Annotated in this window: 11 protein-coding genes; 5 read left to right on the forward strand and 6 right to left on the reverse strand. The window is 69.4% G+C overall.

Features of this window, described 5'->3' with window-relative positions; translation table 11 throughout:
• Positions 1-103 precede the first annotated feature (103 nt).
• From LJ657_RS07925 to LJ657_RS07940, 4 genes are read left to right on the forward strand one after another with little or no spacing between them, the layout of a single operon-like run.
• The gene (locus tag LJ657_RS07925; protein WP_232647673.1) at positions 104-1,372 is read left to right on the forward strand and encodes a glycosyltransferase; all 1,269 of its coding nucleotides are present in this window, start codon (positions 104-106) and stop codon (positions 1,370-1,372) included.
• Positions 1,369-3,027, forward strand: coding sequence for an ArnT family glycosyltransferase (locus tag LJ657_RS07930; protein ID WP_232647674.1), 1,659 nt, complete (start codon positions 1,369-1,371; stop codon positions 3,025-3,027). Before LJ657_RS07925 ends, LJ657_RS07930 begins: the two co-directional genes overlap by 4 nt.
• A complete protein-coding gene (locus LJ657_RS07935; protein WP_232647675.1) occupies positions 3,024-4,259 on the forward strand; it encodes a glycosyltransferase in 1,236 nt (411 codons plus the stop codon). Before LJ657_RS07930 ends, LJ657_RS07935 begins: the two co-directional genes overlap by 4 nt.
• 9 nt (positions 4,260-4,268) lie before the next feature.
• Positions 4,269-6,674, forward strand: coding sequence for a galactose oxidase family protein (locus tag LJ657_RS07940; RefSeq protein ID WP_232647676.1), 2,406 nt, complete (start codon positions 4,269-4,271; stop codon positions 6,672-6,674).
• An 11-nt stretch (positions 6,675-6,685) separates the two neighbouring features.
• Here LJ657_RS07940 and LJ657_RS07945 read toward each other — a convergent pair whose 3' ends face one another.
• The 4 genes from LJ657_RS07945 to trhA all read right to left on the reverse strand — a co-directional run bounded on the left by LJ657_RS07945 (position 6,686) and on the right by trhA (position 10,490).
• Positions 6,686-7,402, reverse strand: a complete 717-nt coding sequence (locus LJ657_RS07945) for a Mut7-C RNAse domain-containing protein (protein WP_232647677.1) — start codon at positions 7,400-7,402, stop codon at positions 6,686-6,688.
• A 33-nt stretch (positions 7,403-7,435) separates the two neighbouring features.
• On the reverse strand, positions 7,436-8,071 hold the full coding sequence (locus LJ657_RS07950; RefSeq protein WP_443735551.1) for a TetR/AcrR family transcriptional regulator: 636 nt from the start codon (positions 8,069-8,071) through the stop codon (positions 7,436-7,438).
• Positions 8,072-8,082: 11 nt separating this feature from the next.
• Positions 8,083-9,630 carry an MFS transporter gene (locus tag LJ657_RS07955; RefSeq protein ID WP_232647679.1) on the reverse strand — a complete coding sequence of 516 codons (1,548 nt, stop codon included), beginning with the start codon at positions 9,628-9,630 and terminating at the stop codon, positions 8,083-8,085.
• A gap of 113 nt (positions 9,631-9,743) precedes the next feature.
• Complete coding sequence (trhA, locus tag LJ657_RS07960; protein ID WP_232647680.1) at positions 9,744-10,490, reverse strand: PAQR family membrane homeostasis protein TrhA; 747 nt, start codon at positions 10,488-10,490, stop codon at positions 9,744-9,746.
• A gap of 342 nt (positions 10,491-10,832) precedes the next feature.
• On the opposite strand from trhA, the gene LJ657_RS07965 reads away from it, so the two are divergent.
• Positions 10,833-12,656 (forward strand): phosphoenolpyruvate carboxykinase (GTP), encoded by a 1,824-nt coding sequence (locus LJ657_RS07965; RefSeq protein ID WP_232647681.1) that lies wholly within the window; start codon positions 10,833-10,835, stop codon positions 12,654-12,656.
• Positions 12,657-13,000: 344 nt separating this feature from the next.
• Here LJ657_RS07965 and LJ657_RS07970 read toward each other — a convergent pair whose 3' ends face one another.
• Together LJ657_RS07970 and LJ657_RS07975 are read right to left on the reverse strand one after the other, a co-directional pair.
• Positions 13,001-13,417: an SCO4983 family protein gene (locus tag LJ657_RS07970; protein WP_232647682.1), complete on the reverse strand. Its 417-nt coding sequence runs from the start codon at positions 13,415-13,417 to the stop codon at positions 13,001-13,003.
• 47 nt (positions 13,418-13,464) lie between these two features.
• A complete protein-coding gene (locus LJ657_RS07975; RefSeq protein ID WP_232647683.1) occupies positions 13,465-14,676 on the reverse strand; it encodes a pyridoxal phosphate-dependent aminotransferase in 1,212 nt (403 codons plus the stop codon).
• Between the last annotated feature and the right edge of the window lie 595 nt (positions 14,677-15,271).

Here is a 15,271-nt window from a genome sequence, read left to right on the forward strand (position 1 = left end):
AACGGCCTGCGGACTTCACAGATCGCCCCTAACGTCTACACAGTTCCGCGACAGATGTGACGTGCTGTCGCGGCAGGGGGCATTGGGGATCTGGGGGGATCTGTTGCTGACGTCTGTCTTCATCGCTGCCGTCTCGCTGGCCTTGTTCTGGATGGCGGCCTTCACCCTGTGGTGGCAGATGCACGCGTGGCGTACGCCCGAAGTGCTCGCCTCCACCCGCTTCAGCAGGCCGGACGGGGACGAGCACGTCTCCTTCTCGCTGCTGCTGCCCGCGCGGCACGAGCAGGCCGTGCTGGACCACACGATCCAGCGGCTGCTGGAGTCCACGCACACCGACTTCGAGATCATCGTGATCGTGGGGCACGACGACCCCGAGACCACGGCGGTGGCCGAGGCCGCCGCCGAACGCGACCCGCGCGTCCGGGTCGTCGTCGACACCCATGAGAAGAAGAACAAGCCCAAGGCCATGAACACGGCGCTGCCGCACTGCCGCGGCGACGTCGTGGGGGTCTTCGACGCCGAGGACCAGGTCCACCCCGAGCTCCTCGCGCACGTCGACCACGCCTTCCGCACCACGCACGCGGACGTGGTGCAGGGCGGCGTCCAGCTCATCAACTTCCACTCCAGCTGGTACTCCCTGCGCAACTGCCTGGAGTACTTCTTCTGGTTCCGCTCCCGGCTGCACCTGCACGCCCAGAAGGGGTTCATCCCGCTCGGCGGCAACACCGTCTTCGTACGGACGGACGTGCTCAGGGAGGCCGACGGCTGGGATCCCGACTGCCTTGCCGAGGACTGCGACCTGGGCGTGCGGCTGTCGTCCGTCGGCAAGAAGGTGGTCGTCGCCTACGACTCCGACATGGTGACCCGCGAGGAGACCCCGGGTTCGCTGATGTCGCTGCTCAAGCAGCGCACCCGCTGGAACCAGGGCTTCCTTCAGGTCTACCGGAAGAAGGACTGGCGGCAACTCCCGGGCTTCGGGCAGCGGTTGCTCGCCCGGTACACGCTCATGACCCCGTTCCTGCAGGCCTTCTCCGGGGTGGTGATCCCGCTCAACGCGGCGGTCGCGCTCTTCCTGGACGTGCCTGTCGGGATCGCCTTCCTCACCTTCCTCCCACTGGTCACCGCGGCGGTCACCTTCGTCTTCGAGATCGTCGGACTGCACGACTTCGGCAAGCAGTACGGGCTTCGCGTCCGCCTCGTCCACTACCTCAAGCTGGTCGTGGGCGGCCCCTTCTACCAGGTCCTCCTCGCCGGGGCCGCGATCCGCGCCGTATGGCGTGAGCAACGCGGCCGCAACGACTGGGAGTTGACCAGCCACGTCGGCGCGCATCTGAACGACACAGCGGCAATCCGAGAGGACGTCCCTGCGTGACCTCCACCCTTCCCGCGGTGACCACTGAGAAGGTCCCCGCGCAGCGGCAGCCTGCGCCCACGACCGGTTCGACCGGTCGAACAGTGACCCCCCGACGCCTCCGCTCCTCCCGCCCCGACCTCCTGCTGTGCGGCGCGCTGCTCGTGGCGATCCTGGCCGTGCAGGGCTGGAACATCGCCGACTACCCGACGCTCAGCGACGACGAGGGCACCTACCTCGCCCAGGCCTGGGCGGTCCAGCAGGGCCGGGGCCTGGCCCACTACACCTACTGGTACGACCATCCGCCCCTCGGCTGGATCCAGATAGCCGTGCTGACCTGGATCCCGTCCTGGCTCAGCCCCGGCTCGATGACCGTCGGCTCCATGCGTGTCGTGATGCTGATCGTCTCCGCGGCCAGCGCGGTCCTCGTCTACGTCCTCGCCCGCCGCCTCTCGCTGCCGCGCTGGGCCGCGGGGCTGGCGATGGCGCTGTTCGGCCTCTCGCCGCTGTCCGTGGTGCTCCAGCGGGAGATCTTCCTCGACAACCTCGCGGTGATGTGGACGCTCCTCGCCTTCACCCTCGCCGCTTCCCCGAGCCGCCACCTCTGGCACCACTTCGGCGCGGGACTCGCCGCCGCCACGGCCGTGCTCACCAAGGAGACGATGCTCGTCGTCCTCCCGGCGCTGTTCGTCACCATGTGGCGGCACAGCCACCGCGACACCCGCAAGTTCGCGATGACCGGAGCCGTCACGGCCTGCGCCCTGATCGGCTTCAGCTACCCGCTCTTCGCCCTGCTCAAGGGCGAGTTGCTCCCCGGCGGCGGCCACGTCTCGCTCTGGGAGGGCATCACCTACCAGATGACCAGGCCGGGTTCGGGCTCCATCCTCGACCAGGGCTCCGGCTCGTACGGCGTACTGCACTCATGGCTGTACTACGACCGCGTCCTGCCGCTGGGCGGCCTCGCCGGCGCGCTGCTGCTGGTGGCCACCTGGCGCTGGTCGGTCACCGCCCGGGCGCTGGCCGGACCGGCCCTCACGGTAGCGATCCTCACCGGGCTGGCCCTGCGGCCGAGCGGCTATCTGCCCGCGATGTACGTGATCCAGGCGCTGCCCTTCCTCGCCCTGGTCCTCGCCGGCGGCACCGCCTCCGTCGCCCAGGTGGTGCTGCGCAGATGGCGGGCGGACGGCGAGAAGCGGTATCTCACCGGTGGCCGTTACGCGCTCGCCGCGGTCCTCGCGCTCGCCGCGGGAGCGTACGTCCTCCCGCGTTGGTACGACGGCGACCGCACCGCCGTCACCGCCGACGCCAACGCCCCCTACCGGTCCGCCTCCAAGTGGCTGTCCACCGAGGTCGCCGACCCGAAGGACACCCGCGTCCTGGTCGACGACGCGCTCTGGCTGGACCTCGTGCACGACGGGTACCGGCCCGGGCTCGGCGTCATCTGGTTCTACAAGGCCGACCTCGACCCGGCCGTCACCAAGACCCTGCCGCACGGCTGGAAGGACCTCGACTACGTGGTCGCCTCGCCGACGGTGCGGCGCGACGCGGTGGACCTGCCCAACGTCAAGGCGGCCATCGAGCACTCCAAGCCGGTCGCCACGTTCGGCACCGGACCCGACCGCATCGAGATCCGGCGGATCAAGACGACCGGTACGGCAGTGGGAGGCGTCCGATGACCCACGAGTACACCGCTCCCGGTGAGCTGAACGACCCGGCCGTACGGGCCGCCGAGGTCGCCGAGCCCGGCGCGGTCACGATCGTCGTACCGACGTACAACGAGTCCGCGAACGTCCGCCAACTCCTGCACCGGATCACCGAGTCGGTGCCGTCCCGCCTGCCCTGCGAGGTCGTCTTCGTCGACGACTCCACCGACGACACCCCCGAGGTGATCCACGAGGCGGCCAAGGACTGCCCCTTCCCGGTCACCGTCCTGCACCGCGAGGAGCCGGTCGGCGGGCTCGGGGGCGCGGTCGTCGAGGGTATGAAGGCGGCGGCGTCGGACTGGATCGTCGTCATGGACGGCGACTGCCAGCATCCGCCGTCCCTGGTACCGGAGTTGGTGGCCACCGGCGAGCGCACGAACGCCGGGCTGGTCGTCGCCTCCCGGTACATCGAGGGCGGCAGCCGCGCGGGACTGGCCGGCAGCTACCGGGTGGCCGTCAGCCGCGGGGCCACCTGGCTGACGAAGTCCCTGTTCCCGCGCAGACTGCGCGGCATCAGCGACCCGATGAGCGGCTTCTTCGCGATCCGCCGCAGCGACATCGCGGCGGACGCTCTCAAGCCCCTCGGCTACAAGATCCTCCTGGAGCTGGCGGTACGCAGCCGCCCCCGCCAGGTCACCGAGGTGCCGTTCGTCTTCCAGGACCGTTTCGCGGGGGAGTCCAAGTCGTCCGCGCAGGAGGGCTTCCGCTTCCTGCGCCACCTCGTCGGACTGCGCACCGCCTCGCCCCTCGCCCGCATGGTGGCCTTCGGCCTGATCGGGGCCAGCGGCTTCCTGCCGAACCTGGTCGGCCTGTGGGCCCTGATGGCCGCCGGTCTGCACTACGTCCCCGCCGAGATCCTCGCCAACCAGTTCGGTGTCGCCTGGAACTTCGTGCTCATCGAGCATCTGCTGTTCCGCGACCGCCGCGCCCACCGGCGCTGGTGGGACCGCGTCGGCCGGTTCGCGCTGCTCGCCAACGCCGACCTGGTGCTGCGCATCCCGCTGATCGCGCTGTTCGTGAACCGGTTCGGGATGGGGGCGCTCACCGCCACCGCGCTCGCGCTGGTCACGACGTTCGTCCTGCGCTTCGTCGGGACCGAAGCGCTGGTCTACCTCCCACGCAGGGCCAAAGGGGCTCGACCCCGGCTCAAGCGCCCCGGAGGCCGAAAAATCCAGTACAGCGCGCGGGAAGAGCACCGCAGCTAGGAGAGCCGTGTGAAAAAGCACCGCAGGAGAACCGCACTGCTCGGGGTGGGGGCCCTGACCGCCGGTCTGCTCCTCACCACACCCCAGCCCGCCGAGGCCGCCAACCTCGTGAAGAACCCTGGCTTCGAGACGGACGGCACGGGAGGGATGCCGTACTGCTGGGAGAAGTCCGGCTGGGGCGACAACGACTTCACCTTCGAGACGACGAGCGACGCCCACAGCGGGTCCAAGGCGATGAAGGTGTCGCTGACCCGCCGCGTCGACGGCGACCGCAAGGCGCTGATCACCGAGTCGACGGACTGCGCGCCCGTGGTGAGCGCGGGCAAGCAGTACGACCTCTCGCTCTGGTACAAGACGACCACTCCGGACGCGAACATCACCCTGTTCCGGCACGACGCCACGGCCGGCTGGCAGTACTGGACCGACCTCAAGACGCTTGAGATGCAGGGAAGTTGGACGCCGGCGACGGTCCGCACCCCCGAGGTCCCGGCGGGCACCGACCGCATCACCTGGGGTGTCTCCGTCTACGGCACCGGCTCGGCGACCACCGACGACTACACGATGGACCAGGTCCCCGACGTCACCCCGCCCGCCACCTGCACCGGCACGGCGGACGAGTGCGCGAACGGCCGCTGGGACGTGCTGCCCACGCAGAACCCGGTCCGCTCCATGCACTCCGTCGTCCTCAACAACGGCAAGGTGCTGCTGATCGCGGGCTCCGGCAACAGCGAGGAGAACTTCAACGCGGGGACCTTCACCTCCGCCGTCTACAACCCCGCCGACGGCTCCTACAAGGTCATCCCGACCCCGAAGGACATGTTCTGCTCCGGCCACATCCAGCTCCAGGACGGCCGGGTGCTGGTGCTGAGCGGCAACAAGGCGTTCCCGGCGGCCGACGGTTCGCACGGCTACGAGGGCTACAAGGACTCGTACATCTTCGACCCGGCCACCGAGACCTACAGCAGGACCAACGACCTCAACGACGGCCACTGGTACCCGTCGGCGACCGAGCTCGGCAACGGTGACGTCGTCTCCTTCGGCGGGCTGCGCGAGGACTCGACCGGGTCGGTGACCGCCGAGTACTGGTCGCAGGCCCAGCAGAAGTGGCTGGCGCTGTGGCAGGTCAACCAGACCTGGTCGTACTGGGGCCTGTACCCGTCGATGATCCTCATGCAGGACGGCCGCCTCTTCTACACCGGCAGCCATGTCTTCGGCAACAACATCCCGGGGACCGGCTCGGCGATCTACGACTACAACGCCAACACGATCACGCAGGTCCCCGGCCTGCAGAACAAGGACGAGCGCGACCAGTCCGCGAGCGTGCTGCTGCCCCCGGCGCAGGACCAGAAGGTCCTCACCCTCGGCGGCGGCAACATCGACTCCAACCCGGAGGCGGGCCGCCTCACCGACGTCATCGACCTCAAGCAGGCCAACCCGTCGTACGTCGCCGGGCCCCCGATCCCGCAGGGCACGGTCGACCTCGGCAGCGGCCCGGTCCCCGAGACCGGCAACCAGGGCAAGATGTACGTCTCCGCGGTCCTGCTGCCCGACGGCAAGGTCCTGGAGACCGGCGGCGGACTGCACAACCGGGCCAACCCGGTGCACGAGGCCTCGCTCTACGACCCGGACACCAACACCTTCGACCCGGTGGCCGCCGACCCGGAGGCGCGCGGCTACCACTCCTCCGCGTTCCTGCTGCCCGACGGCCGGGTGATGGCCACCGGCGACAACCCGGGCAACGGCACCTGGAACCACAACGTGTCGATCTACACGCCGCCCTATCTGCTCAAGGGCGAGCGCCCGACGATCACCTCGATGATCAACACGGAGTGGCACTACGGCGACACCCAGCGGATCACGGTCGATCACCCCGTCGTCAAGGCCGAGTTGATCCGCCCGGCCGCCGTCACCCACTCCTCCGACCCGAACCAGCGGTTCGTCGACCTGCCGCTGTCGGTGGACGGCGACAACGTCGACCTGAACGTGACGAGCAACCCGAACGTGGCCCCGCCCGGCTGGTACATGCTCTTCGCCGTCGACGCCAACGGCGTCCCCTCGGTGGCCAAGTGGGTGCACCTCCAGGGCCCGCAGGCCCTGAGCGCCGACACCGCCGACGCGCACGTCCACGCCTTCGCGGACTCCCTGTCGGGCAAGGTCACCGGGCCCGGCAAGAAGCGCACCTCGGTGAAGGTCCCCGTCACCATCTCCGGCTGCGACCGGCACTACGGCTCGGTCAACGTGTGCGTGCCGACGGTCTTCCCGAAGGGCGTGAAGAAGACGACGGCCTCACGGTGCGGCTGGCTGAGGACGAACCACTACGGCCGTCTGAAGGTCAACGGAAGGGACGACCCGCTGGGCCTCGACCCCAACAAGGACGGGCTGGCCTGCGGAAAGGCGGACGTCAGAAAGGGCTGACTGTCCGGAGGCTAACTCGCGAACTCCTCCAGGGCGCGCGTCACGATGGCCACCAGCTGCTCGTGGTGCGCGCCCTTCCAGTACGCGCGCCCGCAGTCGCGGCACTGCGCGAAGACGTCGTACGACCGGTGCGTGCCGCCGTGCAGCTGGTCGGCCACCTCCTCTTTGGTGGCCTGCCTCAGCAGCCCGTTGCAGGCGGTGCACCGTGTCCAGGGCCGCAGCTCGGGCCGGAACCGGTCGAGGATGTCCCGGAGTTGGTCCTCGGGCCGGGTGCTGTAGACATACGCCCCGGCCCACAGCTCGCGGCGGCGCAGCAGGCCCCGGTCGCGGCTGAGCATGACCCGCTGCTCGGCGGCCGAGCGGGCCGCGAGGGCCGGGTCGCCGATGTCCGTCGACTCGTACGCCGTGTCCACCCCGAGCAACCGCAGCCGGCGGGCGAGGGTGCCGAGGTGGACGTCGAGGAGGAAGCGCAGGGGGGCGCCGGGGACCTGCTGGGGGCGCTCGACCGGACGTACCTCCACGGTGTCACCCGCCACGGCTACGTACGAGCGCGGCACCTCGCGGCCGTTGACCCAGAGGGTCCCGACCTCGGTGAGCGGGACGCCGGCGGACTCGACGACATGGCCGAGGGAGGAGGCGCCGTCGGTGACGAGCGTCCGGTGCGGCCCGCGCTGGACGAACACGGCCAGGTCGGGGGCGAACTCGACGTGGATCTCGGGACCGTTCACCCGGTCAGGATGTCACGAGTGGGAGCGCGGGGCTCAGGGCTTTTCGGTGGGAAGGCCATGCTCCAGGACGTCCAGGGCGCGGTCCACGAGGTCGCTCAGCTCGCCCTTGAAGCCGTTCTCGGCCCAGTACATGGAGGTCTCCATGAGGCCACCGATGAAGGACATCGCGTAGACGCGGACCTCGATGCTGTCCGGGTCCAGGCCGTGGCGCTCGGCGATGGCCTCGCGCAGCAGGCGGCCGGTCTGCGACATGCTCTCGACCATGCGGGAGCGGACGGCGGGGACCTGGGCCGCGAGGTGGGCCCGCATGCGGGCCACCTCCGGGTCCTCCCGGTTGTTCGCGTCGATGGCCAGGTGCATGACGTGCCGCACCGAGTCGATCCACGACTCACCGGCCGGCCGTGCCCGCAACTCCTCGGCCATCAGCGGGTCGTACTCGTCCGTGAGGACGATGTCCTCCTTGGCCGGGAAGTACCGGAAGACGGTCGACGGCGACACCTCGGCCCGGTCGGCGATCTGCTCGATCGTGGTGGCGTCGTAGCCCTGCTCCTTGATCAGCCCGTAGGTCGCGGCGCGGATCGCCTCACGGGTCTTGATCTTCTTGCGTTCCCGCAGACCGAGCTGGGGTCGGTCGGCGGGGGAGGAGTAGGGGGAGCGTGCGGCCGTCATGGGGTTCATTGTCAGGCATCCTCCGCGGTGGCGACCAAGCCGGGTTCGGTGCTGTCCGCCTGCCGCTCGGCGGTCCCCCGCGGCAGCAGGGCCGCCGCCAGCAGTGCGGAGACCAGGGCGGCGACACCGCACACCAGCAGGACGACGCTCATGCCGTGGACATACGCGCTGTTCGCGGAGGCTGCCAGGTGGGCGGAGTGCGCCTTCTCGGCGACGATGTGCGCCGCGACCACGGAGTCCCCGGCCGTGTCGGCGGCCTGTGCGGGCAGCCCCGTGACGTCGAGCCGGTCGCGGAAGATGCCGGAGAGCAGACTGCCCAGCAGGGCGATGCCGATCGCGGCGCCGACCTGGCGCAGCGTCATGAGCAGCCCGGAGCCACTGCCCGCGCGGTCGCGGGGCAGGGTGCCGAGGGCGCCGTCCATCGCGGGCACGACGGAGAAACCGAAGCCGAATCCGGTGATCGACAGCCACAGCGCCGTGAAGCCGTAGCCGGAGCCGACCGTCGTACGGCTGCCGAGCAGCGCGGCGAAGGCCAGCACCACCAGACCGGCGCTCACCGTCGCGCGCGGACCGAACCTGGCGACGACGGGCCCCGCGCCCCGCGCGGCGACCATCAGACCGCCCATCATCGGCAGGAGCCGCAGACCGGTGCCGAAGGCGTCGTGCCCGAGAACGGCCTGGAGGTACTGCGGGAGCACGAACAGCAGGCCCGACAGGACGAACATCACCAGGGTCGCGGCGAGTGTGTTGAACAGGAAGCCGCGGTGGGCGAGCAGGGTCATGTCGAGCATCGGCCGCTCGGCACGCCGCTCGCGCAGCACCAGCGCGGCGATCAGGACCACCGCCGCGGCGGACATGACCAGCACCAGGGGGTCGCCCCAGCCGCGGTCGGGCGCCTCGATGATCGCGTAGATCAGGGCGCCGAGTCCGGTCGCAGTGAGCGCGGTGGACAGGGCGTCGACCCTGGGAGAGGCGGGGTCGCTGGTCTCGGGGAGCAGAAACACGCAGGCGGCGATGCCGATCGCGGCCATCGGGACGTTGACCAGGAAGACCGAGCCCCACCAGAAGTGGTTCAGCAGCCAGCCGCCGATGATCGGGCCGAGCGGCAGGCCCAGCGCGGAGGCGGCGGAGATGATGCCGACGGCCTTGGTGCGCTCGTCGGGGCCGAACAGCGAGGGCAGCACGGAGAGGGCCAGCGGGGTGATCAGCGCACCGCCGATGCCCATGAACGCCCGGGCCGCGATGACCCAGTTCACATCCCCGGCCAGTGCGCCGACCAGCGAGCCGACCAGGAAGACGCCGAGCCCGGCGATCAGCATCCGCCGCCGTCCGAAGCGGTCGCCGAGCAGGCCGGCGGGGAGCATCAGTGCCGCGAAGACGACGACGTACGCGTCCGCCATCCACTGCTGCTGGCCGGTGGTCGCGCCGAGCTCGCCGGCCATGGTCGGCAGCGCCACGTTGAGGATCGTCATGTCGAAGCCGAGCGTGAGCATGCTCGCGACCAGGGCGCCGAGGGCCCACCAGCGGCGCGGGTCCAGGGTAGAAGTGGAAGTAACCATAAAATGAGAGTAACTCTCAAAATGTAGGTGGTGTCAATCGGATTGGACATGCAAAAAGGGCCACGGCTCTGAAGCCGTGGCCCTGGGGGCTGCTGGGTGTCGCGAGGTGCTGACTACCCGTGCTGGTACGCCACCAGCGAGATACCGATGTAGTGGACGACGAACGCGGCCAGCGTCAACGAGTGGAAGACCTCGTGGAAGCCGAACCAGCGCGGTGACGGGTTCGGCCGCTTGATGCCGTAGATCACGCCGCCCGCGCTGTAGAGGAGACCGCCCACGATCACCAGGACCAGCACCGCGATGCCGCCCGCGCGCATGAAGTCCGGCAGGAAGAAGACGGCCGCCCAGCCCATCGCGATGTAGCAGGGGGTGTAGAGCCAGCGTGGGGCGCCGACCCAGAAGACCCGGAAGACGATGCCCGCCGCCGCGGCACCCCAGATGCCCCACAGCAGCCACTGCCCCTTCGCGCCCGGCAGCAGCAGCATCGTCAGTGGTGTGTACGTGCCCGCGATGATCAGGAAGATGTTGGCGTGATCGAGCCTGCGCAGGATGCCGTCCATGCGGGGGCTCCAGTTGCCCCGGTGGTACAGCGCGCTCACACCGAACAGCAGGCAGGCCGTCAGAGCGAAGATCCCGCAGGCGATGCGCCCTCTGGTGGAGTCCGCGAGGGCCGTGAGCACCAGGCCCGAGATCAGTGCGGCGGGGAACATGCCGAGGTGCAGCCAGCCGCGCAGCTTCGGTTTGATCGGCTCGGCGAGCTGCTGGGCGTGCTGCTTGATCTGGTGCGGGATGGAGGACGCATCGGAACCGCGGCCGGCGGCCGGCGTGTCCATTGGCGCGTCGGGGACGGGCGCAGTCATGCCTCGCATCGTACCTACGGACCCGTAAGTTGCGGATGAGCGCGGGCCGAGAACGGGCCAAGAGTGGCCATCATCTCACGGGAGTTGGTGTCCCGGCCGCCAGGCAAAAGAACCTTCAGGTGAACTCAACGTGCACGCAAAAACACGCTTGGAAACACTCTGCTGCGTGACGATCCCCACTCCGCTCACCTGTGAGGCCCTCTGGACAGATGGGCGCTCGCGACGGATGATCAAATGAGTGCGGTCGGCACCGGATGAGCGCTGATGATCCAGCCACGAAGCATCCGGGTCGCAGCCCCCACGGGGCCTCCAAAAACAAAAATCCCTCATTTAGGAGCAATCGTGGCGCGCGACATCGCGGCTCCCCCCGTCGTTCCCACCAAACATCAGGAACTGGTCTCGTGGGTGAACGAGATCGCAGCACTGACCCAGCCGGACAACGTGGTCTGGTGTGACGGATCCGAGGCCGAGTACGAGCGCCTGTGCGGGGAGCTCGTCGAGAAGGGCACCTTCCGGCAACTCGACCCGATCAAGCGCCCGCACTCCTACTACGCGGCCTCCGACCCGACCGACGTCGCGCGCGTCGAGGACCGCACCTTCATCTGCTCCGAGAAGGAGGAGGACGCGGGCCCCACCAACCACTGGAAGGCCCCCGCGGAGATGCGGGAGATCTTCGCCGGTGAGAAGGGCGTCTTCCGCGGCTCGATGAAGGGCCGGACGATGTACGTCGTCCCGTTCTGCATGGGCCCGCTCGGCTCGGACCTCTCCGCGATCGGCGTCGAGATCACCGACTCCGCCTACGTCGCGGTCTCCATGCGCACGATGACGCGCATGGGCCGGCCGGTCCTCGACGAGCTCGGCTCCGACGGGTTCTTCGTCAAGGCCGTGCACACCCTCGGCGCCCCTCTCGCGGAGGGCGAGGCGGATGTGCCGTGGCCGTGCAACCCCACCAAGTACATCTCGCACTTCCCCGAGAGCCGCGAGATCTGGTCCTACGGCTCCGGCTACGGCGGCAACGCCCTGCTCGGCAAGAAGTGCTACGCCCTGCGCATCGCGTCGGTGATGGCGCGCGACGAGGGCTGGCTGGCCGAGCACATGCTGATCCTGAAGCTCACCCCGCCGACCGGTGAGTCCAAGTACGTCGCCGCAGCCTTCCCGAGCGCCTGCGGCAAGACGAACCTCGCCATGCTGGAGCCCACGGTCTCCGGCTGGACGGTCGAGACGATCGGCGACGACATCGCCTGGATGCGCTTCGGCGCGGACGGCCGCCTGTACGCGATCAATCCCGAGGCCGGCTTCTTCGGCGTCGCGCCCGGCACCGGTGAGCACACCAACGCCAACGCGATGAAGACGCTGTGGGGCAACTCGGTCTTCACCAACGTGGCGCTGACCGACGACAACGACGTGTGGTGGGAGGGCATGACGGAGGAGACTCCGGCCCACCTGACGGACTGGAAGGGCAACGACTGGACGCCGGCGTCCGAAACGCCCGCCGCCCACCCGAACGCCCGCTTCACCACCCCCGCCGCGCAGTGCCCGATCATCGCGCCGGAGTGGGAGGACCCGCGGGGTGTGCCGATCTCGGCGATCCTCTTCGGCGGCCGCCGCGCCAGCGCGGTGCCACTGGTGACGGAGTCCTTCGACTGGAACCACGGCGTCTTCCTCGGTGCCAACGTGGCCTCCGAGAAGACCGCCGCCGCCGAGGGCAAGGTCGGCGAGCTGCGCCGCGACCCCTTCGCCATGCTGCCGTTCTGCGGCTACAACATGGGCGACTACATGGGTCACTGGGTCGACGTCGCCAAGGACAAGGACCAGTCGAAGCTCCCGAAGATCTACTACGTCAACTGGTTCCGCAAGAACGACGAGGGCAAGTTCGTCTGGCCCGGCTTCGGCGAGAACAGCCGCGTCCTGAAGTGGATCGTCGACCGCCTCGACGGCCGGGCGGAGGGCGTCGAGACCCCCATCGGCATCCTGCCGACCAAGGAGGCCCTCGACACGCGCGGCCTCGACCTGTCCGACTCCGACCTGGACTTCCTGCTCACGGTCGACAAGGAGGTCTGGCGCGAGGAGGCCGCCCTGGTCCCCGAGCACCTCAACACCTTCGGCGACCACACCCCGAAGGAACTCTGGGACGAGTACCGCGCGCTGGTGGAGCGCCTGGGCTGAGCCCCACCCCGCAGACTCCGCGGTCGGCACGGATGCCCTGACCAGTGATCGTCACGGCCGGCCGCGGTGTGTTTCGGCGAGGCCGCGTACAACGACGTACGTGGCTCCTGGCCTGTCGTCGCCTGTCCGTCCGCCCCGACGGACAGGTGAAGACAGGCCTTCGTCGTCGGGTGTCTGTGATCTGCCGGGTGCGCGCTCAGCCACACACGACCCGCAGCCGCTGGATATGGCGAACCCCGAGGCGATCAAGCGCCCCCGCCCAAGCCGGCGCAGTGCTGTGGCTCCCGGTCCGCGCGTCGCTGCGGGTGCACGCGGACCGGGGCCGTCAAGGGAGCCCGGAGGGCTCAGTGGGACGCGAGCTCGCGCGGCTCGAGCGCCGCCGCATGCACGTCCATCTGCTCGGCGGCGAGAATCGCAGCCGCCGTGTCCGCACGCGACGCCGCCACGAGCAGCGCCCGCCCGGCAAGCGCATGGGCCCGCCGGTGCAGGGTCATGGCGTCTTCGTCGGCCGGTGCCGCGGACATGCGAACCGGCGGGTGTCCGCCCCGCAGCCGCGTCACCTCCGCGGCGAGCCGTTCGGCCGTGGTGTCCAGATCCCCGGAGGGACTCGCGGCGCGCAGCTCGTCCGTGACGGCGAGCAGCGCGGCGAGGTGACCCGCGAGCTGGATGTCCAGCTCCTCCTCACGGGACCGGTGCGGAAAGTCGGAGGCGGGGCCGGCCATCGTGCTGTGGACCGACTTGGTGCGGATCGGTTCGTACATGGATGGCCTCCTGTGCTGTCAGGAAACCATCCTAGCTTAGATTTCGTCTAAAGTTGGCTGTAGCCATCGAGGAAGTTCCCGATCCTGGTGACCGCGTCCCGCAGATCCCCGACCGACGGCAGGGTCACGACCCGGAAGTGGTCGGGTTCGGACCAGTTGAACCCGGTCCCCTGCACGACCATGATCTTCTCGCGGCGCAGCAGGTCCAGGACCATCCGCCGGTCGTCCTTGATCTTGAACACCTTGGGGTCCAGGCGCGGGAAGAGATACAGCGCGCCCTTCGGCTTCACGCAGCTCACGCCCGGGATCTGGGTGAGCAGCTCGTACGCGACGTCCCGCTGCTCCTTCAGCCGGCCGCCCGGCAGCACCAGGTCCTTGATGGTCTGCCGCCCGCTCAGTGCGGCGACCACGCCGTGCTGCCCCGGCATGTTCGCGCACAGGCGCATGTTCGCCAGGATCGTCAGGCCCTCGATGTACGAGTCCGCGTGCGCGCGCGGCCCGGAGATCGACATCCAGCCCACCCGGTAGCCCGCCACCCGGTACGCCTTCGACATGCCGTTGAAGGTGAGCGTCAGCAGGTCCGGGGCGACCTTCGCGGTCGGGGTGTGGGTGGCGCCGTCGTAGAGGATCTTGTCGTAGATCTCGTCCGAGCAGACCAGCAGGTTGTGGCGGCGTGCGATGTCGGTGAGCCCCTTGATCATCGCCTCGTCGTACACGGCCCCCGTCGGGTTGTTGGGGTTGATGATGACGATCGCCTTGGTGCGGTCGGTGACCTTGCGCTCGACGTCCGCGAGGTCGGGCATCCAGTCGGCCTGCTCGTCGCAGCGGTAGTGCACGGCCGTGCCGCCGGAGAGCGAGACGGCTGCGGTCCACAGGGGGTAGTCGGGCGACGGTACGAGGACCTCGTCGCCGTCGTCGAGCAGGCCCTGCATGGCCATGACGATCAGCTCGGAGACGCCGTTGCCGACGAAGACGTGCTCGACGTCCGTCTCGATGCCGAGGGTCTGGTTGTGCATGACGACCGCCCGGCGGGCGGCCAGCAGGCCCTTCGCGTCGCCGTAGCCGTGCGCCGTCGACACGTTGCGGAGGATGTCCTCCAGGATCTCGGGCGGGCACTCGAAGCCGAACGCCGCCGGGTTGCCGGTGTTCAGCTTGAGGATGCGGTGCCCGGCCGCTTCCAGCCGCATCGCCTCCTCGAGCACCGGGCCCCGGATCTCGTAACAGACGTTGGCGAGCTTCGTCGACTGGATCACCTGCATGTCTGGGAGCTTACGGCCCGGTAACGCGTCTTGGCCCGTGTTATCCGCCACGTGAGACATGCGGTTTGGGCTGTTATCGCCGGTAGCTGTCCCACGGGTCCCGCCCGTCTCTACAATGCGCGGTCATGTCCAGGCCACCCGAGTACGAGCACGGGACACCTCAGGGTCCGCCGAACGTGTACCACCCGCAGCCGGATCCGGCCCCCTCGTACGAGGAGTACGCGGACCCGGCCGTCGCGCACGGGTGGCTGAACGCGTATGACGAGACGCGGGAGATGTCTCCGGTGGTGGACGAGACGTATGTGGCCCCTCCGTTGGCGGACAGGCCTTCCCGGCGGAAACCCAAACGCGCCGCGGGGAGGCGGGGGAATGGTCGTCGGTCGTCCGGCGGTCCGTGGGGGCTGGTCGCGCAGTTCCCCGCGCCCCTCAAGGGGGCTGTCGTTGCCGGGGGTGTCGTGGGCGCCCTGATTGTCGGGTTCTCGTTCGCCGGGTCTTCCTCCTCGCCCTCCGGTGGTGCGCAGGGCAAGAAGGAGAGCACTGCCCCGAAGGCGCCCCCTTCGGAGTCCTCCGCCGGGGTGGTTGCCGGCCCGTCCTC

Source organism: Streptomyces guryensis (genome assembly GCF_021261325.1).
GTDB classification, from domain to species: domain Bacteria; phylum Actinomycetota; class Actinomycetes; order Streptomycetales; family Streptomycetaceae; genus Streptomyces; species Streptomyces guryensis.